23 protein-coding genes and 1 tRNA gene are annotated in these 25302 nt (G+C 68.3%); 4 read left to right on the top strand and 20 right to left on the bottom strand.

The genetic code is table 11. From position 1 onward, the window contains the following. Positions 1-3 precede the first annotated feature (3 nt). The 8 genes from hybE to JL101_RS18820 form a co-directional block, all read right to left on the bottom strand. Complete coding sequence (hybE, locus tag JL101_RS18855; protein WP_203103973.1) at positions 4-765, bottom strand: [NiFe]-hydrogenase assembly chaperone HybE; 762 nt, start codon at positions 763-765, stop codon at positions 4-6. Continuing rightward, entirely contained in the window at positions 762-1616 is an 855-nt protein-coding gene (locus JL101_RS18850) for a hydrogenase expression/formation protein (protein ID WP_203103971.1), read from the bottom strand. The genes hybE and JL101_RS18850 overlap by 4 nt, the downstream gene beginning before the upstream one ends. Before the next feature lie 54 nt (positions 1617-1670). Then, positions 1671-2051, bottom strand: a complete 381-nt coding sequence (locus JL101_RS18845) for a thioredoxin domain-containing protein (RefSeq protein WP_203103969.1) — start codon at positions 2049-2051, stop codon at positions 1671-1673. Next, complete coding sequence (locus tag JL101_RS18840; protein WP_203103967.1) at positions 2051-2374, bottom strand: HypC/HybG/HupF family hydrogenase formation chaperone; 324 nt, start codon at positions 2372-2374, stop codon at positions 2051-2053. The genes JL101_RS18845 and JL101_RS18840 overlap by 1 nt, the downstream gene beginning before the upstream one ends. 16 nt (positions 2375-2390) lie before the next feature. After that, positions 2391-3002 carry a HyaD/HybD family hydrogenase maturation endopeptidase gene (locus JL101_RS18835; protein ID WP_203103965.1) on the bottom strand — a complete coding sequence of 204 codons (612 nt, stop codon included), beginning with the start codon at positions 3000-3002 and terminating at the stop codon, positions 2391-2393. Continuing rightward, a complete protein-coding gene (gene cybH / locus JL101_RS18830; protein ID WP_203103963.1) occupies positions 2999-3757 on the bottom strand; it encodes a Ni/Fe-hydrogenase, b-type cytochrome subunit in 759 nt (252 codons plus the stop codon). Before cybH ends, JL101_RS18835 begins: the two co-directional genes overlap by 4 nt. Positions 3758-3773: 16 nt before the next feature. After that, on the bottom strand, positions 3774-5567 hold the full coding sequence (locus JL101_RS18825; protein ID WP_203103961.1) for a nickel-dependent hydrogenase large subunit: 1794 nt from the start codon (positions 5565-5567) through the stop codon (positions 3774-3776). 72 nt (positions 5568-5639) lie between these two features. Further along, positions 5640-6740, bottom strand: coding sequence for a hydrogenase small subunit (locus JL101_RS18820; RefSeq protein ID WP_203103959.1), 1101 nt, complete (start codon positions 6738-6740; stop codon positions 5640-5642). Between the two features lie 361 nt (positions 6741-7101). Here JL101_RS18820 and JL101_RS18815 point away from each other — a divergent pair, with 361 nt between their 5' ends. Further along, positions 7102-7704 carry a HupE/UreJ family protein gene (locus tag JL101_RS18815; RefSeq protein WP_203103957.1) on the top strand — a complete coding sequence of 201 codons (603 nt, stop codon included), beginning with the start codon at positions 7102-7104 and terminating at the stop codon, positions 7702-7704. Positions 7705-8005: 301 nt separating this feature from the next. Further along, a complete protein-coding gene (locus JL101_RS18810; RefSeq protein ID WP_203103955.1) occupies positions 8006-9913 on the top strand; it encodes a PAS domain-containing sensor histidine kinase in 1908 nt (635 codons plus the stop codon). Here JL101_RS18810 and JL101_RS18805 read toward each other — a convergent pair. From JL101_RS18805 to JL101_RS18760, 10 genes are all read right to left on the bottom strand, one after another. Beyond that, a complete protein-coding gene (locus JL101_RS18805) occupies positions 9904-10533 on the bottom strand; it encodes a S24 family peptidase (protein WP_203103953.1) in 630 nt (209 codons plus the stop codon). The genes JL101_RS18810 and JL101_RS18805 overlap by 10 nt on opposite strands. Positions 10534-10883: 350 nt before the next feature. Continuing rightward, positions 10884-11525 (bottom strand): helix-turn-helix domain-containing protein, encoded by a 642-nt coding sequence (locus JL101_RS18800; protein WP_203103951.1) that lies wholly within the window; start codon positions 11523-11525, stop codon positions 10884-10886. A 207-nt stretch (positions 11526-11732) separates the two neighbouring features. Beyond that, a complete protein-coding gene (locus JL101_RS18795) occupies positions 11733-12860 on the bottom strand; it encodes a CgeB family protein (protein ID WP_228434955.1) in 1128 nt (375 codons plus the stop codon). After that, on the bottom strand, positions 12857-13954 hold the full coding sequence (locus tag JL101_RS18790) for a CgeB family protein (RefSeq protein WP_203103948.1): 1098 nt from the start codon (positions 13952-13954) through the stop codon (positions 12857-12859). The genes JL101_RS18795 and JL101_RS18790 overlap by 4 nt, the downstream gene beginning before the upstream one ends. Next, positions 13954-15072 (bottom strand): CgeB family protein, encoded by a 1119-nt coding sequence (locus tag JL101_RS18785; RefSeq protein ID WP_203103946.1) that lies wholly within the window; start codon positions 15070-15072, stop codon positions 13954-13956. The genes JL101_RS18790 and JL101_RS18785 overlap by 1 nt, the downstream gene beginning before the upstream one ends. Before the next feature lie 34 nt (positions 15073-15106). Beyond that, positions 15107-16264: a glycosyltransferase family 4 protein gene (locus JL101_RS18780; protein ID WP_203103944.1), complete on the bottom strand. Its 1158-nt coding sequence runs from the start codon at positions 16262-16264 to the stop codon at positions 15107-15109. A gap of 2 nt (positions 16265-16266) precedes the next feature. After that, complete coding sequence (locus JL101_RS18775; protein WP_203103942.1) at positions 16267-17571, bottom strand: TIGR04295 family B12-binding domain-containing radical SAM protein; 1305 nt, start codon at positions 17569-17571, stop codon at positions 16267-16269. Beyond that, positions 17568-19439, bottom strand: coding sequence for an SDR family NAD(P)-dependent oxidoreductase (locus JL101_RS18770; protein WP_228434953.1), 1872 nt, complete (start codon positions 19437-19439; stop codon positions 17568-17570). Before JL101_RS18770 ends, JL101_RS18775 begins: the two co-directional genes overlap by 4 nt. 38 nt (positions 19440-19477) lie before the next feature. Continuing rightward, positions 19478-20596 carry an NAD-dependent epimerase/dehydratase family protein gene (locus JL101_RS18765; RefSeq protein ID WP_203103940.1) on the bottom strand — a complete coding sequence of 373 codons (1119 nt, stop codon included), beginning with the start codon at positions 20594-20596 and terminating at the stop codon, positions 19478-19480. Positions 20597-20759: 163 nt separating this feature from the next. Continuing rightward, positions 20760-21134 carry a hypothetical protein gene (locus JL101_RS18760; protein WP_203103938.1) on the bottom strand — a complete coding sequence of 125 codons (375 nt, stop codon included), beginning with the start codon at positions 21132-21134 and terminating at the stop codon, positions 20760-20762. Positions 21135-21410: 276 nt separating this feature from the next. Between JL101_RS18760 and JL101_RS18755 the strand changes: the two genes are divergently transcribed. After that, the gene (locus tag JL101_RS18755; protein WP_203103936.1) at positions 21411-22094 is read left to right on the top strand and encodes a hypothetical protein; all 684 of its coding nucleotides are present in this window, start codon (positions 21411-21413) and stop codon (positions 22092-22094) included. Between the two features lie 40 nt (positions 22095-22134). Here JL101_RS18755 and JL101_RS18750 read toward each other — a convergent pair. Beyond that, positions 22135-22209, bottom strand: a tRNA-Thr gene (locus JL101_RS18750). Between the two features lie 177 nt (positions 22210-22386). Between JL101_RS18750 and JL101_RS18745 the strand changes: the two genes are divergently transcribed. Next, positions 22387-24336 (top strand): bifunctional 2',3'-cyclic-nucleotide 2'-phosphodiesterase/3'-nucleotidase, encoded by a 1950-nt coding sequence (locus JL101_RS18745; protein ID WP_203103934.1) that lies wholly within the window; start codon positions 22387-22389, stop codon positions 24334-24336. Between the two features lie 9 nt (positions 24337-24345). Here the strand turns inward: JL101_RS18745 and rlmB are convergent, their stop codons facing one another. Further along, on the bottom strand, positions 24346-25203 hold the full coding sequence (rlmB, locus tag JL101_RS18740; protein ID WP_203103932.1) for a 23S rRNA (guanosine(2251)-2'-O)-methyltransferase RlmB: 858 nt from the start codon (positions 25201-25203) through the stop codon (positions 24346-24348). Positions 25204-25302 lie beyond the last annotated feature (99 nt).

Raw genomic sequence — 25302 nt, 5'->3', positions numbered from 1 at the left:
GCGTCAGCCTCCGAAGCTTCCGCGCAGCAGGTGGCGACGGCTCACCTCGACCGGAGCGGGTGCCGGCGCCACGGGCGCGGGAGGGGGTGGCGGGGATGCCTCGGCACCCGCCTCGGGTTCGAGCAGGGCCGCCAGGGCGGCTTCCGCGGTCTGGCGGACGACGGCCTGTTCCTCGAATTCGAACATGGGGGAGAAGAGCGAGCAGTTCAGGATCGTCCCGACGCCGTCGAGACGGCCGGCGACGAACTCGTAGTCTCCGGACGGCAGGGCGTAGGTCGACTTGACCCCGTCCCTCACGCCGTCCCAGGCTCCCGGAACTCCGGGCACCAGGACGGCGTTCATGAACCAGGGCGTCACCATGATGCCGAGCCAGCCGTCGCCGTACCGCCGGAATCCTACCGCCTCGACCGCCAGCCGGGGATTGTAGAGGGGCAGGTCGGACATCACCGTCCGGGCGATCCTGCGGTACGCTTCGGCCAGCGCGCCGGACGGGTCGCCGGACGACTGATCCGCCCCGTCCGGGGCCGACGCGTCCAGCACCATGAACTTGTGCTTCTCCGCGTCGCAGGTCGGGCAGCGCCAGTCCCCGGGCAGGGCCGCGAAGGGCGTTCCCGGCGGGATCTGCCAGACCGGGTCGCCTTCGGCAGGGTCGTAGGGGGTCCAGCAGATGCCGCATTCGAGCCGCGCGTCCGGGGCGATCCGCGCGGCGTCGCCCAGGAACGAGCCTTCGAACAGGTTCCGGGGTGCCGGGGACGCCGCGGTCATTGGAAATAGGCCTCCAGGATCTCGCCCAGCCGCTCGGCGCTGTCCTGGAAATCCTCGTCAGCCGCCGACAGGGCGACCGGGACGTCGCCGATCTCCATGGTGTCCAGGATCACCGTGTCCATGGCGTTGAGGTACTGGACGCTCCAGACGTGGCGCTGGCCGGTCAGGGTGACGCGGCAGGTGCCGTAGCCCCGGGAGACCGCCTGGACCGGTCCCATGCCCAGCGTCCGTTTGAGGAACGCCATGTCCGTCTCGTTCATGGGGAACAGGGTGAAGCTGATGACATGGTTGCGGTCGCCCTGGGCATAGGCCGCCGTACGCGCCCGAAGCTCGGCCAGGACCGGCATGACGTTCATGCAGCCATCGGGCGGCTCGCCGATCTCCAGCTGCGCACGGGTGCCGCCCAGGGCGGCGGCGCGCACGACCCCGGGGACGTCCGCCACCTCGATATGGTCGCCGGCCAGGGCGCCCGCGGGACCGTCCGCCAGGGCGAAAGTCTTCACCCGCCAGACCCCGGGCAGGACCGACTCCTGGATCTGGTACTCGCTGGTGCCCGCCACGACGATGCCGACCTCGCCCTCGCCCAGGGCGTCGTCCAGCAGCGTGATCGCCGGCTCGTCCAGTCCGGTGAGCGGGAACAGTGCCGGCGGGGAGTCGACCGTGAAGCCGTCGAGGGCGGCGCGGACCGCCGCCAGGATATGGGCGGCATCCGCCAGCCCCGGCGCCGTGCCGGGCAGCGACAGCCGGTCGAGACGCCGGACGGCGGCCGGCATCCGCATCAGGTCCAGGGCCTCGGCTTCCGTGCCGCCCAGGAACACGCCGGTCGGCTGCTCTTCGTTTTCCCATTTCATCGGGTGGCGCATCGTGGTCGTTCCCTTTCTGGCGGCAGGGGCTGCGGGGTTCGGTCAGGGGCTCGGCGGCGCGGCTTCGAGGAAGGCGCGCGTCTTCTCGACGTAGCTCTGCCAGTCCTGGATCCGGGGGATCAGGCCGACGAACTCGCCCCGGCGCATATAGACGAGGGTGGGCACGACCAGCACGCCGAAGCGGGGCTTGAGCGCGGCCTCGGCCGCCTGGTCGACGATGCCGACGCGCAGCCGGCCCGGGAACACCGTATTGAGCTCGCGCAGGACGACGGCGACGTCGTTGCTTTCGGGCCGCTGGCGCGGATCGCCGGTGAAGAAGAGGACCGCCATTCCGCTGCCGTCCAGGAAACGGTCGACCGTGCCTTCGGTGATCACCGGGCAGTTCTCGATCGAGATCAGGCGTTCGATGACCGTTGCGGGCATCAGGCATTTCCTCGTGAAGGGACGGGTTGCGTCTCGCGCAGATGGTCGGGGAGCTGGGGTTCGCGGCCGATCAGGTCGGCGAACAGATGCTCGAAGGGATCGCCCCGGCCAGCCGCCTCCAGCGCGTCGAGCGCGTCGTTGATCAGCGGGACCTCGGCCTCATCCAGGGTCCGGATCGCGGTGTCCACATGGACCATGACCCAGGTGCCGACCGGCAGTTCGCCGGTCAGCAGCAGGCTGACCCGGCGCTCCTCGCCCCGGCCGGCACACAGAGCGGTCAGTCCATTTTCGGAGCGGACTTGCATGGGGATGCCGATGCACATGGCCGTTCGGCTCCGGTCAGGCGAAGAATCGGGAGTCGCCGACGCGGCAGGCGTCTTCGGCGGAGGGGCGGCCGGCTTCGTAATCGGTGAGGCCGATACCGCCGTGCAGCAGATGGTCGGGAGCGGCGGTCCGCGGCGTCGCGTGACAGCCCCAGCGCGCCAGCTGCTCGACCGCGATGGCCAGGGCCAGCTCGATCCGGGCCCGGACCGGCGGGGTCAGGCTCCCGCCGTAGTCTTCCAACTCGACGGCCTGGACGCCGATCAGCAGGATGTCGTCGAGGGTGCCGCCCAGCAGTTCGGCGGCGCTCAGCACGTCCTGGAAGCCGGTCTGGTGCAGGCTCATCTTCTTGGCGCCCGTGAACTTGGGCACCTCCTCGCCGCGCACCAGCTTCAAGGTCCCCGGCTCCTCGCCATAGTCGATCGCGTCGAACACGATGACCCGGCGGGCGGCCTTGACGTAATGGACGAGGTAGAGGCCCTGGGTGCCGCCGTCCATCACCAGGACGTCGTCGGGAAAGCTCCAGCGGCGGTGCAGCTCTTCCACGCACCGCACGCCGAAGCCCTCGTCGGCCCAGAGGATGTTGCCGATGCCCAGGACGAGGACGGGACGACCGGTTTCGATGCTCACTTGCCGTCGTCCTTGAACATCCGCCAGCCGCTGATCATGGTGCTGATCATGCTCTGCCGACTCATGATGTCCTCGCGGACCGCGGCATAGACGTGGATGATCACGAAGGTGACGATCACCCACATGCCGAGATGATGGATCGTGTGCAGGTTCTGCGAGTTGCCGGCCAGCGGGATCACCCAGCCGAACAGCGTGTCGAGCCAGCTCCCCTGGCCCGCTCCCTCGGAGTAGAGCGCGAAGCCGGTGACGATCATGAAGATGCTGCCGACGCTGTAGATCGTTACCATGGCGAGCTGGGCCAGCGGGTTGTGGCCGATATACTTCTTCGGATAATCGCGCATGAAGGCGTACCACTGCGCCTCGACCAGCACTTCCCGCCAGAACTTGCCCGACCAGAACGGCAGGACGAACATCTGGCGGGCATGGACGTTGCCGACGAACGCCCAGTAGATCCGCCCGGCCATGCCGATCGCCATCACGTAGCCGGCGGCGAAGTGGGCGAAGCGGATATAGCCCATCAGGTAGGCGTCGCTCGCCTCGCCCGGCTGGGAGCCCGGCGGCGAGCCGATCAGGTAGCCGGTGACGGCGAGCACCAGGATCGCGGCGGCGTTCACCCAGTGCCACAGGCGGACCGGCCATTCATAGACGTAGATGGCGGTCTGGCGGACCTGCAGGCGGTTCCGCGCGGTCGCGAGATCGGCGATCTCGTCGTCGGCGGAGGATGGTGCCGGGGGCTTGTCGACATGCGCGGTCATGGGGGCGTTCCTCCGCTCAGCGCACGGTGACTTCGGTGAGTTCCCTGCCGTCCGGCGCGATCACGTGGGTCGAGCAGGCGAGGCAGGGGTCGAAGCTGTGCAGGGTGCGCAGGATCTCCAGCGGCTGCTCCGGATCCGCCATGGGGGTGTCGAGCAGCGAGGCCTCGAACGCGCCGATATTGCCCTTGGTGTCGCGCGGGCTGCCGTTCCAGGTGGTCGGGACGACCGCCTGGTAGTTGGCGATCTTGGTGTTCTCGATCCGGATCCAGTGGCCGAGCGCGCCGCGCGGCGCCTCGGTGAAGCCGACGCCCTTGGCCGACTTGGGCCAGCTCGACGGGTCCCACTTGGCGGTGTTGGCCGTGGTCTCGTCGCCGGCCTTGATGGTGCGGACCAGCTTGTCCTGGAAGTAGCGCAGCTTCTCCGCCGCCCAGGCGCATTCCAGCCCGCGCGCCGCGGTGCGGCCCAGGGTGGAGAACAGGGCGGTGACCGGCACGTCCAGCGCCTTCAGGAGCTGGTCGACCGGCTCCTTGAACTCCGGCTTGTTCTGGGCATAGCCGATGACGTAGCGGGCCAGCGGCCCGACCTCGACCGCGTGGCCCTTCCAGCGCGGCGACTTGATCCAGGAGTACTTCGCCCCCTCGTCCACCGCCTCGATCCGGGTCTTGGTGCCCTTGGCGTTGGGGCCGAGCACGTAGTTGGGCTCGGTCACCCCGTCCCAGGGGTGCAGGCCCTTGGACTCGTCGGCGTACTTGTACCAGGAGTGGCTGACGAACTCCTGCACCTGGTCGGGCGCCCTCAGGTCGATCTCGTGGATCTCGTCCAGCTTGCCGTTGAGGATGACGCCGCGCGGCAGCATCAGGCTCTTGTCGGAATAGTCGTTCGCCCGCTCCGGGATGTCGCCGTAGGACATCAGCGACGTGCTGGCCAGCCCGCCGCCGTACAGCCAGTCCTTGTAGAAGCCGGCGATGGCGATCAGGTCGGGGATATAGACCTGGTTCACGAACTCGATCGACTGGTCGATGATCGACGACACCAGGTTGAGCCGTTCCATGTTGATGGCGCCGACGCCGCCGGTCCCGTCGATGTTGATCGGGCAGGGCACGCCGCCGACCAGCCAGTTGGGATGCGGGTTCTTGCCGCCATAGACCGTGTGGATCTTCACGATCTCCTTCTGGAAGTCGAGCGCTTCCAGGTAGTGGGCGGTCGCCATCAGGTTGGCTTCGGGCGGCAGCTTGTAGGCGGCGTGCCCCCAGTAGGCGTTCTTGAACGGGCCGAGCTGGCCGCTCTCCACGAACTTGCGCAGCCGGGCCTGGATGTCGCGGAAATATCCCGGCGAGGACTTGCCCCACGAGCTGATGCTCTGGGCCAGATCCGACGTGGCCTTCGGGTCTGCCTTGAGGCCGGAGACGATGTCGACCCAGTCCAGCGCGTGCAGGTGGTAAAAATGGACCAGATGGTCATGCACCTGCAGCGTCAGCTGCATGATGTTGCGGATCGTGTTCGCGTTCTCGGGGATCTTGATGTCCAGCGCGTCCTCCACCGCGCGGACCGAGGTCAGAGCGTGGGTGCCGGTGCAGACGCCGCAGATCCGTTCGGTGAAGGCCCAGGCGTCGCGTGGATCGCGGCCCTTCAGGATGACCTCAAGCCCGCGCCACATGGTGCCGGTGGAAACCGCGTTGCGGATCACGTTGTCGCCGTCGAGGTTGACCTCGACGCGCATGTGCCCCTCGATCCGGGTCACGGGATCGACCACCACCCGGCGGCCCGCATTGTCCAGGGAGAATCCGTTCGGCGTCGAAACGGTTGCCATCGCGCTGTTCCTCTAGTCCTTAAGTCTTCGCGTTCACGGGTCCGGGCGCTCTTTCCGGGTGCGGACCAGCGGTCAGTCGTGCGGGGTGGCGGGGGCCTGGGTCTCGCCGGCCTTCATGCGGGCGCGCTTGACGGCGCTGACCGCGGCATGGGCCGCGATGCCGGTGCCGATCACGCCCGCGACGGTGCCGCCGACCTGGTCGGCATTCGCCTCGATGCCGAACTGCTTGATGTTGGTGAGGCGGTCGTAGAACGAGCCGTTGTCCCAGAAACCGTCCTCGGAACAGCCGATGCAGCCGTGGCCGGACTGGATCGGGAAGGAGACGCCGGCGTTCCACCGGGTCGTCGAGCAGGCGTTGTAGGTGGTCGGGCCCTTGCAGCCCATCTTGTAGAGGCAATAGCCCTTCTGGGCCTGCTCGTCGTCCCACTGCTCGACGAACTGGCCGGCGTCGAAATGGGGCCGGCGGTAGCACTTGTCGTGGATGCGCTGGCTGTAGAACATCTTGGGCCGGCCCTGGCGGTCCAGCTCCGGAATGCGGTCGAAGGTCAGCATGTAGGTCACCACGCCGGTCATCACCTCGGCGATCGGCGGGCAGCCGGGCACCTTGATGATCGGCTTGTCGGTGATGACCTCGTGGACCGGGGTGGCGCGGGTCGGGTTGGGCTTCGCCGCCTGGACGCAGCCCCAGGACGCGCAGGAGCCCCACGAGATCACGGCCATGGCGTCCGAGCAGACCTCGCGGAGCTGCTCGACGAACGGCCGGCCGCCGATGATGCAGTACATGCCGTCCTCGTTCAGCGGCGGGTTGCCCTCCACCGCCGCGATGTAGCGGCCCTTGTACTCGTGGCGGATCTCGTCGAGGATCGCCTCCGCCTGGTGGCCGGCGGCGGCCATGATGGTGTCGTCGTAGTCCAGGCTGATCATCGACAGGACGACGTCCTTGACCAGCGGGTGCGCGGAGCGGATGAAGCTCTCCGAGCAGCAGGTGCATTCCAGCCCGTGCAGCCAGAGCACCGGGATGCGGGGCTTGGTCTCCATCGCGTGGGCGATGCGCGGCCCGAAGGCCGGCGCCAGTCCGAGGGAAGCCGCGGTCAGCGAGCAGAATTTGAGGAAGCTGCGGCGGCTGATGCCCTGCCGCCGGATCACGTCATAGAAGGTTTCCACCCTGGCCATCGGCCCGTTCCTTTCGCTTGTACCCGACCGCCCTGTCCCGGCGGCCCGATGGACGTCTGTGGCGGAACTCCCCGCGGGATGCCGCCGCTTCCCGAAATCAGGCCTCTAGCCGAACGCGACCCTTGCTTTCCGTCGCTGTCCCGGCGATTCCTTCACCCGGGCTTTCCCCTGCCAGCCAGGTCATAGACAATCAGTCTTATGTCTTTGGCTCACATTGATCTGGATCAACCGCGATTGGGCAATTTTTGTTAAAATATCGACCCTTGATGTTGCCGTCCCGGTCCAGGTCACCTGTTGGCCAGTTGCCCACCGGCAAGGTTGCGCATTGGCGGCTTCAATTCTTTCTTCAGGAGACGATCACATGAGGCGTACAGGTCTCGGACTAGGGCTCGTGGCGGCTGCGCTGGCGGCCATGCCGATGGCGGCGCTCGCACACACGGGGCACATGGAGCCGGGCGGGTTCATGCACGGTTTCGAGCATCCGCTCGGCGGCCTCGACCATCTGCTCGCCATGGTCGCGGTCGGCCTGTGGGCCGCGCAGCTGGGTGGCCGGGCGCTCTGGGTGCTGCCGGCATCGTTCGTGGGAACCATGGTCCTGGGCGGACTGGCCGGCATGGCGGGGCTGCCGCTGCCGTCGGTCGAGCTGGGCATCATCGGCTCGGTGCTGGTGCTGGGCGGGCTCGTGGCGCTCCAGCCGAAGCTTCCGCTCGCCGCCTGCGCCGCGATCACGGCGCTCTTCGCGGTCTTCCACGGCTACGCGCACGGCGCCGAGATGCCGGTGGCGGCCTCGCCGTGGCTCTACGGCATGGGCTTCGCGCTGGCGACGGCGCTGCTCCACGGCGCCGGCATCGGGGCGATCCTCGCTATCCGCAACGTCGCCCGGGGTTCGGCCGGAACGATCGCGGTGCGCGGCAGCGGCGCGCTGGTCGGCATAGGCGGCGTGGCCCTGGTCCTGATGGGCTGACCGGAACCGGCCCTCCCTCCGCCGCTCCGGCCCCGGACGCGGCGGGGCGGAACCATCCGTCGCGGACCTCCTCCCCTCGCGGGGAGGGGGTGTTTTCTTGCCATCGCCTGCCGACGGAACATTTACGAAAGATTCATTCGCCCGCCCTTAGTCTTTCGTATCGACAAGAGGCCGGGCGAAAGGCCCGCACACCGCCGGGATCATGGAAAGCGGAGCGATCACCAGGGTGATACACTCAGTTCCTCCGGCCTTGCGGCCGGAACCCGCTTTCGATTCCCTGTTTCGCCTCTCCCCGGATACGGTGACAATCGCCGACTGCACGGGCGCCGACGGCGTTGCCGATCTGTCCGAAGCCCGCGTCGTCTACGTCAATCCCGCCTTCACGGAACTGACGGGCTACCGGCCGGAGGAGGTCGCCGGCCTGGCGCCCGGGTTCCTCCCGGGCATCGATCCGTCCCGCCGGGAGCTTGCCAGGATGCGCCGGGCGCTCGGACTCGGGCAGGCGGTGCGGACGGAACTCCGCGGCTATGCCAAGGACGGACGGGAATACTGGTCGGACCTGACGATCTCGCCCTTCCAGGACGCCGCCGGCGGGCGCCGCCTGCTGCTGGCGATCCAGCGCGACATCACGGCGCGCCGGCTGGAACTGGATACCCGGCGCCTTGAACTGGACGCCCTGCGCGAAGCGAACAATCGCCTGCAGGAGGCGATCGACTCCGTTTCCCAAGCCATAACCCTGTGGGACCCGCGAGGCCGGCTGCTCCTCCACAACAAGCGCTTCCGGGACCTGTTCGCACCCAACGCCCACCTGATCCGCCCCGGGGTCCGGTTCGAACGGCTGTTGCGCGCCAACGTGGAGGCGGGTCTCTACGGGATCGAGGGCGAGGCCGAGGAGTGGGTGCAGGCGCGGCTGCGCTGCCGCCGGGACTGCGGCGTCGAGCGGGACCTGACGGTGACCTTCGCCGACGGGCGCCATTTCCGGGTCAGCGAGCAGAAGACGCCGCGCGGATACATGGTCGCGGCGTGGGTCGACGTGACGGAGATCCGGCGGGTCGAGCAGCGGCTGAGGGACGCCATCGAGAGCGTCAACGAGGGCTTCGTGCTGTGGGACGCCGAACAGCGGCTGGTCCTGTGCAACAGCCGCTACCGGGACCTGTCGCCCGCGGACTCGGGCGATGCCTGCCCGGCGCCGTACGGCGTGCGGCTGGAAGGCGAGTATGAGCAGGAACTGCCGGACGGGCGCTGGCTGCTCGGCAGCTACCGGCGCACGTCCGAAGGCGGCATCGTCGGCATCAGGACCGACATAACCCTGCTGAAGCAGCAGGAGCTGAAGCTGAAGACCAGCGAGGAGAGCCTGCGCGTCCATGTCGCGGAGCTGGAGGAGGCGCGTTCGCGGCTGGAGGCCCAGACCGGCGCGCTGTCCGAGCTGGCGTCGCGCTACCTGACCGCGCGCGACAACGCGGAGGAGGCCAGCCGCATCAAGTCGCAGTTCCTCGCCATGATGAGCCATGAACTGCGAACGCCGCTGAACGCGATCATCGGTTTCTCGGAAATGATCGAGACCCAGGCGCTGGGGCCGGTCGGCGTGCGGCGTTACGTCGAATATGCGCGTGACGTCCATAACAGCGGCCGGCACCTGCTGGAGCTGATCAACGACATCCTCGACATGTCGAAGATCGAGGCCGGGAAATACGTGCTGCACCGGACCGAGGTCGACGTACAGGCGGTGGTCCGCCGATGCGCCCGGATGGTCCGACTCCGGGCCGACGAGGCGGGCATCGAGATCGTCGAGCCCGGCGACGGCGGGATGCCGCCCGGTGGAGCCACCGTCCTCGCGGACGAGCGGGCGCTCAACCAGATCCTGCTCAACCTGCTGTCCAACGCGATCAAGTTCACCGATCGCGGGGGCAGCGTGACCGTCTCGACCGAGATCGTCGCGGGCGAGATGCACGTCGCGGTGTCCGATACCGGGATCGGCATCGCGCCCGAGGACCTGGGCCGGGTCGGGACGCCGTTCGAGCAGATCGACAACCGCCACACCCGCAGGCATGCCGGGACCGGCCTCGGGCTGGCCCTGACCCGTTCCCTCACGGAGATGCACGGAGGGCGGATCGACATCCGCAGCGAACTCGGCGTCGGCACCCGCGTCTGCGTCATACTTCCGCTGTCAGGGCTGCCGTCGCCGGGCAGCGCTTCGCATCAGGGATAATCGACGCCGACGATCTTGCAGATGGCCGCCAACTGCCCGATTCCGATGGATTCTTCCCGCCCACCGCCGAAATCGAGCATCACGCCGTCAGCGTGCCTTCCGCGGAAAACCGCGATGCGGGCGGTGGCGGCCCGCCTGACCAGGACGAAATCGCCCGGGCGCAGCGGCTTGCTCGGATCGACATAGACCAGGCTGCCGACCGGCAGGCACGGGCTGAGGGCCGCGTCATGGACATAGGCGGCGAAGGCGTCGATCACATGGGCCAGCGTGGCCGGACGCTCGGCCTCGGCGACCGGCGAGGTCATGTCGATCTCCAGATCGGATGCCCGTCCGTAAACCATCAGCCTGGGTCGCGTTTCGGCAGAGGCGGAAACCGGCATATCCGCCGAAACAAGCAATTCCGGTTCACGCAGCCGGCTTTCACCTATTCCCAGGTACTGCGCCAACTTGATACGCACGTCTTCCGGAAGGAAGCGCGGCTTGCTTTGGAACAGATACTGATGGAAGTAGCCGTGGTTTCTGCCACAGGCGATGCTGGCCGCCTTTAGTGTGCTCTTGGTCCTGATCAGGGCAAGAACCGATTGGCGATGACCATCCGCGCCATCCAAAACCATTTTCATCGTCTGCCCCCAACTGCTTGCTACGCAGTCATAGCAAAAAGAAAATCCGGTGTATTTTCTTATTTGGCCACTCGGAAAGATGAAAAATGGTTAGATATCAATGCTATCGGATGCCGTCGGATGATGTTCCGATCCGGAAATGTTCATGAACAGGACGTAATCATACGACTTAAGTCAGAGCCGCTTGAATGCCTATTTGGTGGCAGCGCTATGCGGAATCCGACCGGCTGTCCGAACCGGAATGTCCGTCCTGCGGCGCGGGACGGGGCGGATCGGCGACCGGTGCGCCCCTTTCGGGCGGCGTCGTGGGGTTGCGGCTCAGGAAAAGGGAGCGACTCGCGCGTGTCCGTTCACTCGCGCGCGCCGTTGATCATCCAGACTCCCGCCACCTTGTGGAGCAGGTCGATCGCGTCGCGGTCCAGGTCGACGCGCTTCTTGGACAGCGTCAGGCCGTAAAGGTCCCCGTCGTCGGACTGCCGCAGGAAGAACACCAGCGGGGACCAGGTCACGCGGTTGACGACCAGGTCATTGATGACGACCGGACGCTGCGGATGGACGTGCAGGATCACGCCGGGCAGCAGTGCCGGGGCGTTCGCCATGTCGCTGATGCTGACGGCATAGGCGCCCGGCACGTCGACCAGCTGGATCGGGCAGGGGACCTTGCCGGACGGTACCGCGTCCTTCTGCCGGGAAGAGAGCGCCCGGCCTTCGAACAGCGGAATCTCGTTCTGCTGGACCGGCGCGTCGATAGCGTGCTCGATGAAGGCGCGCAGCTTGCTGTCCGGGGTCAGCAGGTCGAGGGGCGTGATCCCGTAGACCCCGGCCAGCTTGATCACATGGTCCGGCCGGATCGGCCGCGCCCCGGATTCAAGCTTGGACAACTCGCTTTTCGATACGCCGCACATGCCGGCGGCTTTCGTCAACGTGATGTTCTTCATCATCCGGTAGTTGCGAAGGCGGGTGCCGTCATGCTCAACTTTGGATTCCATCATTTTTCTCGAAATTGCGGCTGCTCGAATACATTTCCACTTTACCTAAAATTTCCGGCATATAGAAACAGATTCAACTCGCACCGGTGGCACGTCATTATCGGGATACGTCTTTGACGGAGCATGGCAGCCCGGCTATGCGGGCTGCCCATCCTGGGGAAGCGGTACCGGCCGCGACAAGATGTCCGCGGCCGGCATTTCCCCGATCCATCACGCGGTGGAAACGGCGGCCCGCGCTTCCGCGACGAACATTTCCAGCTCGGCCGCACGGTGAGCCGCGGTGTGGTTGGCGAGGATCCGCGACCGCGCCCGCTCGCCGATCGCCTGCCGATGATCATCGGACATCGACCGCAGGGTTTCGAGCACGGTCCCGGCATCCGCCGCGATGATGATCTCCGTCCCCGGCTCGAACAGGCCGTCCAGGCCCGGCCACCAGTCGCTGATGATCGGCGTCCCGCACGCCGCCGCCTCGAACAGCCGGACGCTGGGCGACCATCCGGCCGCGATCATGTCGGCCCGCGTCACGTTGAGCGTGAACCGCTGGGCGTTGTAGAAGGCGCGATGCTGGTCCGGCGGCAGGTGGTCGACCCGCTCGACGTTGCCGGGCCAGTCTATGGTTTCAGGATACTGCGGCCCGGCGACCACGAAGCTCCCTTCCGCCCAGGTCCGGGCCGGCTCGACCAGCAGCCGGTCCACGCTCGGCTGGCGGTCCGGGCTGTAGGTGCCGAGATACCCCAGGTCCCAGCGCGCGCCGCCCGCTCCCGACTCCGGATAGTATCGCTCCGGATCGACCGAGCAGTAGAGCGCCCGGGCCATCGGCGAGCCGAACTGCCGTTCCAGCCGCCCGAGGGTCGGCCCGCCGGTGAAGGACAGGTAGATGTCGTAGCGCGGGATCAGGTCGGGGCTCAGATATTCGACGTCGCCTCGTTCCAGCTTGGCCAGCGTCACCGGGGTGTCGATGTCGTAGAAGGCGGTGACGCCGCGCGCGGTCCGGATCGCCCAGCCTCCGACCTCGACGCCGTCCGGAACGAAGGATCCGACGATCACCAGGTCGGCGTCGCGGACCTCCCGGGTGAACCGGTCGCGAAGGTCCTCCAGGTCCCGGTAGAGCGCGGTCCGGCAGAAGGGCGGCTCCGCCAGGTCGCGGTGGGCGGCGTACCAGGGGCGGTCGGCTTCCAGGAACAGCACGTCGTGGCCGCGGTCGGCCAGGGCCTTGACCAGCGCCCGGTACGTGGTCGCGTGGCCGTTGCCCCAGGACGACGTGATGCTGAGGCCGAGGACGACGATCGACAGGCCGGCCGCGCGTTCGGTCATCCGCCCGGTGACGATGCCGTTCATGCCGGGACCCGCCCGGCATGGGCGCCGTTCATCAGCAGGGATTCGACCTCCCCGGCGCGGTGGGCGTAGGTGTGGGCGTCGAGCATGCGGCGCCGGGCCGCCTCCCCGATGGCGCGGGACCGTTCGGGCGTCAGCGCGTCGACATGGGCCGCGACCTCGGCGCCGTCGCGCGCCACCAGGATCTCCTCGCCGGGGATCAGGAACTGCTCGATCCCTTCCCAGGCGTCGGTGATCACGCAGGCGCCGGCTCCCGCCGCCTCGAAGACGCGGGTCGCCGGCGAGAAGCCGACGGCGGCCATGCTGTCGCGGGCGACGTTCAGCACGGCCAGCGCCGAGCAGTTCACGGCGTTGTGGTCGGCGGTATAGACGTGGCCGATATAGTTGACGTTGCCGGGCATCGGCTTGTCGCCCCAGCCGTTGCCGCCCAGCAGGAACCGGCGGCCGGGCAGCTTCGCCGCGGCGTTCAGGAAGAACTCCTCGACCCGCGCCTCCCGGTCGGGCAGGCGGTTCGCCATGAAGCCCAGGTCGGCGGCGAACCGCGGATCGGCCGGCACCGGGTGGTGGGTGTCGGGGTCCAGGGCGTTGTAGATCGGCACGCATTCCCGCGCCCCGAACTCGCGATAGGCCCGGATCACCGGATCGCCGCCGCCGTAGGTCAGGACCATGTCGTAGCGGGGGACGAGGGGGCGCAGGGTGTCGCCGGGGTTCTCCCGCATGGACGCCAGCGTCGCCGGCGCATCCACGTCCCAGAAGATCGCCGTCGCGTCCGGGCGCCGCACCTCGAGCACGCCGGCCTCCAGCAGGCTGTCGAACACGCCGACGCCGCTGGCCTTGACGATCACGTCGGCGTTGCGCCCCTGCTCCAGCGCCCGCCGGGCGCTGTCCTCGTCGTTGGGATAGACCACCACCCGCGCCCAGTCGGGATCGGGGATGTCGCGGTGCTGCTGGCGCTCATAAGCGTCCGGCTCGTAGAAGGTCACGCGGTGGCCGCGCGCCGCCAGGGCCCGGATGATGCCCCGGTAATAGGTCGCGGCACCGTTCCAGTAGGCCGAGACCAGGCTGGACCCGTAGAAGGAGATGTTAAGGCCGGCCATCAGCGGGCCTCCTGCAGCAGGGGTCTTTCCTGCTTCAGGCCGCGGCAGATCTCCAGCAGCTCGTCGACCCGGTGGCCGCAGGTGTGACGGGACTGGATCGTCTCGTAGCCGCTCCGCGCGAGCGAGGCCGAAAGGTCCAGATCGTTGAGGATGTCTCGGAGGTGCTTGGTCATTTCGGTACCGTCACGGGCTATCAGGTAGTCGCTGCCGGGGCGGAACAGTCCCTCGGCGTCGTCCCAGGGTGAGCAGACCAGCGGGATGCCGCAGGCCAGGGCCTCGAAGGGGCGGATGGTCGGGATGCCGCGAAGGGTCTCGACATAGGGCCGGCGCGGCACGTGGACCGTCACCGGGAACCGGGCGAAGGCCTCGGGAGCCTCGTGGTTGGGCAGGTAGCCGGCGTACTCGGCCCCGGCCAGCGCTATGGCCGCCTTGGCGTCGGCCGGGTAGCGCACGCCGTGGATGCGCGCCTTCAGCTTGAGCTGCCGGATCGGCAGCAGCAGGAACTCGCCCAGCTCGACCGAGCGCTCGCCGTCGCCCCAGTTCCCGATCCACACCAGGTCCCCCTCGCGGGGGCGGCCGGGCAGCGGGCGGAACAGGGCGGTGTCCGCCGCCTCGTGCCAAGTCCAGGCGCGCCGGCCCCAGCCCATTTTCAGATAGATCTCCCGGATCACGGCGCCATAGGCCAGGACGCCGTCGTACGCCGTCAGGTCATAGGCCGCCATCGCCTTCGGATCGGTGACGGAACGATGGTGGGTATCGTGGAACAGCAGCTGGAAGCGCCCGCCGGCCGCGCGCTTGCGGCCGATGTCCGCCACCAGGTCATGGTCGTTCCATTCGTGGACGATCACGACGTCGGCGCCGTCGAGCGCGCGGTCCAGGTCCAGGGTGGCCGGATCGTAGCTGGTGGAGCCGAAGCCGGGGAAGACGGCGGCGAAGCGGGCGACCGCCTCGGCTCCCTGGTCCGCGATCAGGTTCTGCAGGCTCCAGCCGTTGCGCGGCTCGAACACCTGGACCTGATGGCCTCGGGCGGTCAGCTCCCGGATCACGCCGCGCAGGAAATGGGCATTGCCGTGATTCCAGTCGGATACCAGCGAGTGGGTGAAATAGACGAAGCGCATGGGTCTCCGCTTGGCTTGAAGATCGGCGTCAAGGTCAGCGTTCCAGCGGAACGGCGGCGCTTTCGCGGTGAAGCGGGATCGAACGCGGCGCGTCCAGAAGGTCGGCATAGACGTCGAGATAACGCGCGACCATGCGTTCCGTGCCATAGCTGCGTGCGCGCTGGCGCGCCGCGATGGCGAGCGCCCGCAGGTGCGGGGGATCGGCGGCCATCCGCCGCAGTTCGCGGGCCAGGGCGGCCGGGTCGTCCGGGGGGACGAACACCGCGGCGCCGGTCCACAGCTCGCGCAGGCTCGGCACGTCGCCCAGCACCAGGGCGCAGCCGGACAGCGCGGCCTCCAGGATGGACAGGCCGAACGGCTCGTACCGGGCCGGCAGGGCGAAGACGGCCGCCCGCCCGTACCAGTCGGCGAGTTCGTCGGGGCGGAGATGGCCCAGGAGCCGCAGGTTCGCCGGCAGGACATCGCCTTCCGGACTCTGCCCGTCCGGGCGCTGCCGGGAGCCGGCGACGACCACCGGCCAGTCCAGTTCCGCGGCGACTCCGTCGAGGGCGCGGATGTTCTTGGCCTCGTCCCAGATCCGCCCGACGCTGATGACGGTGGGCTCCCGGTCCGGCCGCGGTTGCCACACGCCGCCGTCCCGCCCGTTCCAGACCACCCGCCCGTGCGGAACCGGGCCGTAGTGGGTTTCCAGCGCGTCAAGCATGGCCCGAGTCGGGGCCACCACCCGGTCCGCCGCCGCCAGCCCGGCGGCGACCCGGTCGGCATAGGGCCGCCAGTCGGCGGGTGCCGGGCATCCGTGGACGGCCTGCCACCAGGACAGCACGCAGGAATGGGCGACCGCGACGACCGGCCGTCCCCAGGGCAGCGCCGCATGGGCATAGCCGTTGAGATGGACCAGATCGGGCGCCACCTGCTCCGCCAAGTCGAGCAGCCAGTCGCCGGCGGCGGTCAGGTCGCCCTCCGGCCGTTCCATCCATTCCAGCTTGAACTCGCCGTGGTGCAGGCCCAGCCCGGGGATCGCGATCGCCCGGGCCCGCTGCGCCGGCGAGGGCGCCGGTCCCATGGCCGCCAGGGTGACGCGGACGCCGCGCCGCGCCAGACCGCCGGCCAGTTCCAGGGCATAGTCCCAGACTCCGCCGACCGCGTCGGCCGTCATCAGCACCCGGCGCGGAGAGCCCGACGCGGCAACCATGGTCAGCGCCCGTCCGGGGCGGCCATCTCCAGTTCACGCAGCGGCAGCGGCCGCTGGTCCTGGATGTCGCTGAAGTCGACGTGGTGGGTCAGGTAGTGGTCGAGGGCCCGTTCCCACGCCTGGTCGTCCGGCAGGCCCCAGAGCTTCCGGTAGTCCGGCGAGCCGGGATAGGGGAACAGCGGCACGGGCTCGTTGGCCCAGACGCCGTGCTCAAGCAGCCGTTTCCGCCACGCATCGACCATCGCCTGGTCGTCGGTGCCGGCCTCGATCAGGTTGGCCTGGACGAAGGCGACATGCCGCTTGGCGAAGATCAGCCGGTCGGTCAGCTCGTCGGTCGACATGCGGCAGTTCTTGTCCAGCGCCTGGCGTCCCTCTGGCGTCAGGCTCTCGACGCCCGCCTCGATCGAGACGCAGCCGGCCCGGCCGAGCAGTTCCAGCATCGGTTCCTTCCACAGGTCGATCCGGGTCTGGACGCCGAACTTGATCCTGCGCTCGGCCAAGGCTTCCAGCAGCTCGGCGTTGGGCAGGAAGATCTCGTCGATGAAGTAGACGTACTCGACGCCCTGCGCGATCAGCCGGTCCAGCTCCTCCAGGATCACCGGGAGCGGGCGCTTGCGGTACTTGTCGCGGAAATTCTCCTTCGCGCAGAAGGAGCAGCGATAGGGGCACCCGCGCGAGGTCTCCATCTCCGCTCCCGGACCGGGCCGGGGACCGTTCGGATCGATGTCGAAACGATGATGGTGGTGATGGTGCCGGGCGACCCACTCGTCGGGCCAGGACAGCGCAGGCAGGTCTGTGAAGCGCGAGGCGAAAGGGCCACCGTTGACCTTGGGGTTGTCGCGCGGCCCGAAGCAGATCGACGGGATCGCGTCCCACGGCTCGTCGGCGAGGCGGGGGAGCAGTTCCTCGCACTCGCCCATCACGACCACGTCGACGCCCAGCTTGGCATAGGCCGCCCGCGGCGTGGTCGAGCCGTGCGGCCCGACAGCCACCAGGGTGCCGCCGACGTCGCCGACCGCCTTCAGGACCTCCTGCGGGACCCGCAGTTCCGGCGGGGCGCAGCGCCAGAACAGGTAGCTGGGGGCGGTCGTCACCACGGTGAAATCGGGCGCGTAGTCGGCCACCCTGGCGCGGATCCCGTCCAGGTCCAGGTCCATGAGTTGGCCGTCGATGATCACCGCCTCGTGGCCGGCGCGCTCGATCAGCGCCTTGGAGTAGCCGTACTCCAGCGGCAGGTGCGGTTCGCGGCAGCCGAAATAGATGCTGCCGTCGAAGTTCCAGTTCGGGTTGATCAGGGCGAACTTCATGATGCCACCCTCCGCAGGACGGGCGCCTCGGCAGCCGCGATCCGGTTCTCGGTCAGCCATCCGGACAGGCGCGCGATGCCCTCGGCGATCCCGACCCGCGGCTGCCATCCCGTCGCGGCGTTGAACTTGGCCGTGTCGGAGACGTAATAGAGTTGGTCGCCCGGCCGCCAGGGGCCGAAGCCGATCTCGGGACGGCGGCCGGTGGTCGATCCGATCCGCTCCAGAAGCTCGACCAGGCTGGTGGCGTTGTCGGGACCGCCGCCGATGTTGAAGGCCTGCCCCCGGATCGCCGGCATATGCTCCTGCGCCGCGAGGAAGGCATCGACCAGATCCTCGACGAACAGGACGTCGCGGACCTGCCGGCCGTCGCCGTACAGGGTGATCGGTTCGCCGTCCAGGGCGCGGATCAGGAAATGGGCGACCCAGCCCTGGTCCTCGGTGCCGAACTGGTGGGGGCCGTAGATGCAGCTCATGCGGAAGACCGCGGTCGGCAGGTCGTAGGTGCGGGAATAGTCCAGCACATACTGGTCGGCGCTGCCCTTCGACGCGCCGTAGGGGCTGTAGAAGTCCAGCGGGCGCGACTCGTCGATGCCGCGGGCGCGGATCTCCGCGTCGGACGGGGCGTAGCGCTCGCCCTCGAGCCGCAGTTCCAGGTCGGCCAGCTTGCCGTACACCTTGTTGGTCGAGGTGAACACCAGGGGCGGCGGCTCCGCCTGGGCCCGCATCGCCTCCAGCAGGTTGACCGTGCCGCGGGCGTTGATCTCGAAATCGGTGATCGGGTCCACGAGGCTGGTGGTCACGGCGACCTGGGCCGCGAAGTGGAACATCTTGCCGGCCTGGGCGACCGCCTCGCGGAGCACATGGGGGTCGCGGATGTCGGCCAGTTCGAAGGTAATCGCGCTGCCGTGGGTCGATTTCAACCATTCGATGTTCTGTTCGACGCCGGGGCGCGACAGATTGTCGTAGACGATGACCCGGTGGCCCTCGCGGACCAGGCGGTCGGCCAGGTTGGTCCCGATGAAACCGGCCCCGCCGGTGATGACCACGGGCTTGCCCGTGCTGCCCGACGCCGGGCGGGGCGATCCGGGGCGGCCCAGCCGGTCGACCGAGCGGACCGCCGCGATGCCGCCCTGCTCCAGCAGCCGGCCGAGAAGCTTCGGCGAGCCGTCGGCCCGGAGCACGCCCAGCGCGTAATCCCGCTCGTCCGCATGGAAGCCCTGAGCGCTGGCCTCGTCCGGGGCCAAGTCCTGGAGCGACGACCAGTAGACCCGGTCGGCCGGAGCCTCGGCCGCCGCGAGGAAGGCCCTGATCTGGCCGCGCTCGTCGTGGCGCCAGGTGGAGAAGCCCGTGCCGGTGATCCACAGGGCGGGAACCCGGCCGGCCCCGGCCATCGCCTGGGCGTACTCTTCGACGACCGCTTCCCAGCCCGGCCAGGACATGTCGCCGGTGCCGGGGAACGCCCCGATGCCGACGGCGTCGATGTCGTCGAGACCGCCCCGCTGGGCGAGGAGCTCCAGGGCCGCCGGATCAAGTCCGCTCAGCACGACCTTGCGGCCGGCCTGCCGGATCGCGGCGGCCGCTCCGGCGACCGCCGCGATCCGGCCCGGTGCGGCGGCGATCTCGACCCACTCCAGGACGGGCAAGGCCGGGAGGAGCGTCCCGACGGGATCGGGCGCATCGGCCTCGCCGAGGGCGAGGACCGGCAGCAAATCGAACTCCGACGCGAGGCGCGGGAGCAGCCAGCCGTGCCAGCCGCCGGAATCGGCCCGGACGCGCAGGCGGCGGACGCCCAGCCGCTTCAGCGTCGCCACGGCCTGCTCGGCACGGTCGCGGTCGTCGGGTCTGAAGGTCTCGGTGAAGCCTGGCATGGCCGCGGGCGGAGTCCTGGGGGTGTCCCGGTCGCCCATCATACGGCCAGACCCCTTGCAGCCAGTTCGCGGCTCGCCTGGTCGACCCGGTCCACCGCGATCTGGCCGTCGAGCCAGGCGGCCAGCTCGATCATGCCGTCGGCCAGCGACGTCTCCGGCCGGTAGCCCAGGAGCCGCTGCGCCTTGCCGATGTCGGCGAAGCAGTGCCGGATGTCGCCGACGCGGAACTTCTTGGTCAGCGTCGGCGCGATGCGCGACTTGCCGAGGGAGGCGGCGAGCTGCTCCGCCACCTCGACCACGCTGTAGCTCTCGCCGCTGCCGACGTTGAAGACATGCCCCGCGGCGTCCCGGGCGTTCAGCGCCAGATGGCAGGCGCGCGCCACGTCGGCCACATGGACGAAGTCCCGGCGCTGCAGCCCGTCCTCGAAGATCATCGGCGGATTGCCGTTGAGCAGCCGGGAGGCGAAGATCGCGAGCACGCCCGTATAGGGGTTGGACAGCGCCTGGCGCGTGCCGAACACGTTGAAGAAGCGCATCGCGACGGTGGGGATGTTGTAGGCCTGCCCGATCAGCAGGCACATGCGCTCCTGCACATATTTGTTGAGCGCATAGATCGAGGACAGCGTCGGCGCCTTGTCCTCCGTCGTCGGGACGGGCGTGATCTCGCCGCCGTCCGGGCCGAGCGGTTCCCACAGGCCGTCCTTGAGCCTGGAGAGGCTGCGTTCGGCCGGGGTGACGATCTCGCCCCTGATGTCGCGGTACAGGCCCTCGCCGTAGATGCTCATGCTGCTGGCGACCACCAGCCGCTCGACAGGCCGCTCGATCAGCGCCTGGAGCAGCACCGCGGTGCCGAGGTCGTTGACGCCGACATAATCGTCGACCTGGTACATGCTTTGGCCGACGCCGACCATGGCGGCGAAGTGATAGACGGCGTCGATGCCCTGCAACGCGGACTTGACCGCGGCCGGATCGCGCACGTCGCCGACGCGCAGCTCGATGTCACGGCTGAGATATTCCGGCCGGGCGCCGCCACTGCCGTGGACCTGCTCCGATAAATTGTCCAAAACCCGGACTTCATGGCCGGCGGCAATGAGTTCATCGGCCAGATGCGAGCCTATGAAGCCGGCTCCGCCAGTGATGAGTATCTTTTTTGACATAAGATTGTTTTCCCCGGATTTTCTTCCAGGAGGAGAACGGGATCCGGCCGGTCGATGTTCCAATCATCCTTGCGGGGTAGAGGCCGGTGCAAGGGCATAGGACGGCTCGCCTATGAGGTTCCGGCGAGCCGTCGGGGAGGAAGGAGGTGGGGAAAAAGGTCGCTCAGCCTGCCGAAAAGATCATGATCAGTCCGATCAGGAACGCGACGACGACGATGCCGGCGGCGATCATCGGGCCGAGATGGCTCGGCGGCGTGTCCCTGGAGTGGGAGTTCGCCGGGGCATGGGCCGGTGCGGCCGGGCTCTCGTACTGGACCTTCGCCGCCGGAGTCGGCACGCCGGCCGCCTCGTCGTCGGTGCCGAGCGGAGAGGTCGCCGGATCGGGCGCCGCCACCTTGTCGCGGAACTTGCCGCTGTCGATCTGGTCTCGAAGATGACCGCGTTCCATCGGGTCGGGACTGGCTGTCTTTGCGGGATCGGGGCGGCTGGCTGCATCGTGCGCCGCGCCCATATCGCGGTCCGTTTCGCGGTCGGCCATTGGGGTTCCCTGCGCCTGTTGCTGTTCGTCGAAAGAGCGTTGTCGGAATGCGCGGCGTTGCGCGCGTCCGGGGACATCAACGAGCGGGCAGGGGGTTGGTTCCAGACGGCCGCGGGGCGCCGGCGGGCGGTCGAGTCCGACCGTTGCATGGCCCGTCTTCTGACTCTGAAAACCATGCCATTCGCTTTGCGCAGTATGTGCTAAGAAATTATCGGCTCACCTGGATATGGTCGACCGTACGGTTAAAGTAATCCATTGCATGGAATGGAGAAAAACATGAGATTGATAAATAAGTCATTTCAGACAGGTCTGTCTTTGGCGGCCCTCGTGCTTTCGGGGTGTGGGGGTGGGTATCAGTTCGCGGAGGCTCCGCTTGATCTGAGCCCGAGGGCGGAGAGGGCGCTCAAGGAGTGGTCGGAGAAGAGCAACCCCGGAATCTTCGCAGTGACGCCGGACGGCAGCAGCTATGGCTACTCGTTCTGCAACGATATCAGGTGTTCGGGAGATGACGAGACCGTGGCTTTGTATTCCTGCGAAAGTAAGAACCCCGGCAAGCGCTGCGTGATCTATGCCCGGAGCGGCAGGTATGTCTGGAACAAGGAACAGATCGATTTCTCTAAACCTTTGCCCCGATCCGACGCGGAGCGAACCGCTACCGCCCGGGGCATCCGTCCCATGGCCTTCACCTGGGAAGGCTATACGGCACTCATGTCCGGCACGATGGAATTCGAGGAACATGGCCGCGACGGCGTGATCAGCCTGGTGATGACCGACCAGACAAGGTGCAAAGGTAATTACGGCTTCATGGAAAAGAACAAGGGACGCTGGTTCCTGCGCTGCGAGAACGGACTGGGCGCCAACGGCACCTTTGAAGCCACCGGCAGCAACGGGGGAGTCGTGGCGGCCGGCAAGGATAACCGGAACAGGAGCGTATCTGGCATCGTCGGCGGAAATGCCTGAGTCAGCGCAGTCGCGACTCCGAGAGGCCGCCGTGTTCGACTGGTGCCGGCTGAGGGATTTGAACCCCCGACCTTCGGTTTACAAAACCGCTGCACTACCACTGTGCTAAGCCGGCCCCGGGTCGAACGGCATGCAGACTAGCGCCGCGGGCCTTGCTGAACAAGCCCGCGGTGAAGATTTCCTCTCCCTGCGCGAAAGGGGAGCAGACCGGTTGACGCCCGGCGTCCGGTGCCGGTAACCCATGGGCATGCGTGGGGTCCGTGCCCCGCGTTCCGCCCTTCCGGGAGATGAGATGGACCGCAGAAGCTTCCTGTCCGCGCTGGCCCTCGGCGCAGCGACATGCCTGACCGCCACATGCTTCGCCACCGGCGCCCTGGCCGACGCTACCGTCCGGCTCCGGCTGCTCGGCACCACCGACCTGCATGTCAACGTGCTGCCCTACAATTACTATTCGGACAAGGAGGACGTCACGGTCGGGCTGGCGCGCACCGCCACCCTCATCGCCAAGGCCCGGGACGAAGCCCAGAACAGCCTGCTGCTCGACAATGCCGACGCGATCCAGGGCAATCCGCTCGGCGATTTCGTGGCCCGCGAGCGCGGCCTGAGGCGCGGCGACGTCCATCCCGTCTACAAGGCGATGAACCTGCTGAAGTACGACGCCGGCACGGTCGGCAACCACGAGTTCAACTACGGCCTGGATTTCCTCGGCGACGCCCTGGCCGGCGCTAACTTTCCGATCGTGGCCGCCAATGTCGAGCGGGCCGGCGACGGCAAGCCCTACTTCAAGCCCTACGAGATCCTGACGCGGCAGGTGGTGGACGAGTCGGGGCAGGCCCATGCCCTGAAGATCGGCGTCATCGGATTCGTGACTCCGCAGATCACCACCTGGGACAAGGCCGCCCTGGAGGGCAAGGTCGTCACCACCGACATCGTCGAGGCCGCCCGGAAATATGTCCCCGAACTGCGCGCCAAGGGGGCCGACATCGTGGTCGCCCTCAGCCACAGCGGGCTGTCGGCGGAGCCGCGGGTCGGCGGGGAGGAGAACGCGACCTGGTACCTCGCCGGAGTCCAGGGGATCGACGCGATCCTCACGGGGCACCAGCACAAGGTGTTTCCCGGCCCGGATTTCGCCGGCCTGCCCGACACCGACATGGCCAAGGGCAAGGTCCGCGGCGTCCCCGTCGTGATGCCGGGTTTCTGGGGCAGCCACCTGGGCCTGATCGACCTGACGCTGAAGGAGGAAGGCGGCAAGTGGTCGGTCGCCGACGCGGTTTCCTCCGTGAGGCCGATCTGGGAGACCCGGGACAAGCGGAAGGTGGCGCTGGTCGAGTCGGACCCCGCCATCGTCGAGGCTCTGAAGGCGGACCACGAGGCGACGCTGGCCTATGTCCGGCAGCCGATCGGCGAGACGACGGCGCCGATCAACAGCTATTTCGCCCTGGTCCAGGACGACCCTTCCGTCCAGATCGTGACCAACGCGCAGGTCTGGTACGCCAAGCGGATGCTTGCCGGCACGGAGTACGAAGGCTTGCCGGTGCTGTCGGCCGGAGCGCCGTTCAAGGCCGGCGGCCGCGGCGGGCCGGACTATTACACCGACATTCCGGCCGGCCGGATCGCGATCAGGAACGCGGCCGACCTCTATCTCTATCCCAATACCCTGCGCGCCGTCGTGATGACCGGCGCCCAGGTGCGGCAGTGGCTGGAGATGTCGGCCGGCGCGTTCAACCGGATCGACCCGGCGCAGGCGGGCGAGCAGCCGCTGCTGAACCCCTCGTTCCCCAGCTACAACTTCGATGTCATCGACGGCGTGACCTACCGGATCGACGTGTCGCAGCCGGCCCGCTACGACGGCGACGGCAAGCTCGTGGCGCCCGCCTCGCACCGCATCAGGGACCTGGCCTTCGAAGGCCGGCCGATCGACGAGTCGCGGCGGTTCGTCGTGGTGACCAACAATTACCGCGCCGGGGGCGGCGGCAAATTCCCGGGCCTCGACGGTTCCAACATCATCCTGGAGGCCCCGGACGAGAACCGCACGGCGCTGGTCAACTACATCTTCGACCGCAGGACCATCGACCCGGCGTCCGAGGGGAACTGGTCGCTCAGCCCGATCGGCGGCGACGCGGTGGTGACCTTCCCCTCCTCGCCGAAGGCGAAGGAGGCGATCCCCGCCGGCAGCAGGATCAGCGCGCTCGGCGACGCCGGCGACGGCTTCGCCAAGTACCGGATCGACCTGTCCCGGTAGGATGCCGGCTCAGCGAAGCCGGGCCAGTTCGTAGAGCGCCACCGCCGCGGCGTTCGACACGTTCAGGCTGCCGATCGGCCCGCCGGTCGGCAAACGGGCGATCTCGTCGCAGCGCTCCATGGTGAGGCGCCGAAGCCCGCTGCCCTCGGCGCCCAGCACCAGCGCGACGCGGCCCTTGAGGTCCATCCGGGCAAGCGTCCTGGCACCCGATTCGTCCAGCCCGACGCACCAGTAGCCGGCCTCGCGCAACTCGGTCAGCGAGCGGGCGAGGTTGACGATCCGCACCAGCGGCACGACTTCGGCGGCGCCCGAAGCGCTCTTCGCCAGCGTGCCGGTCAATTCGGGCGCGTTGCGGTCGGGCAGGACCACCGCGCTGGCCCCGAAGGCTGCCGCGGAACGCAGGATGGCGCCCACGTTGTGCGGATCGGTCACCTGGTCCAGCACGACGATGACGTCGCTCTCCTTCATCGAGCCCTGCCGGACGATGTCCTCCAGGTCGACCTCCGGCAGGGGGGCGGCATCCAGAACGAGTCCCTGGTGGACCGCGCCCGGCGGCAGCAGGCGGTCCAACTCGGTCCGCTCGACCACCGACGGCTTGGGCCGCTCAAGCCCGGCGGCGCGCGCCTGGTCGAGGGCGCCCGCGAGGCTCGCGAGTCCCGCCTCGGTCGCGAGCAGGCGGGTGCAGCGCCGGTCCGGGTTGGTCCAGGCCGCGGCGACCGGGTGGAGCCCGAACAGCAGGCCGGGACGGCCGGACTGGGCGCCGCCGGGCTTGTGCCGGCGGCCGGGCTGGCCGGCGGCGTGGCCGGACGGCTGGCCGGGTGTCTGGGAAGCGGGATGGGCGGGGCGGGGCGGCTTGCGTCTGGTCATGATGGAACCGACTTTGCCCCGGCTCGAATTACGACGCCAGCGTTGAGTTCGGCCATCTTTAGCCGTTGACATTGGGAGCGAAATTACCATAGTGCGCAT

The organism is Skermanella rosea, from assembly GCF_016806835.2.
GTDB lineage: Bacteria > Pseudomonadota > Alphaproteobacteria > Azospirillales > Azospirillaceae > Skermanella > Skermanella rosea.
Note: the sequence above shows the minus strand (reverse complement) of the source record. Positions and strands in the feature narration are given on the sequence as shown.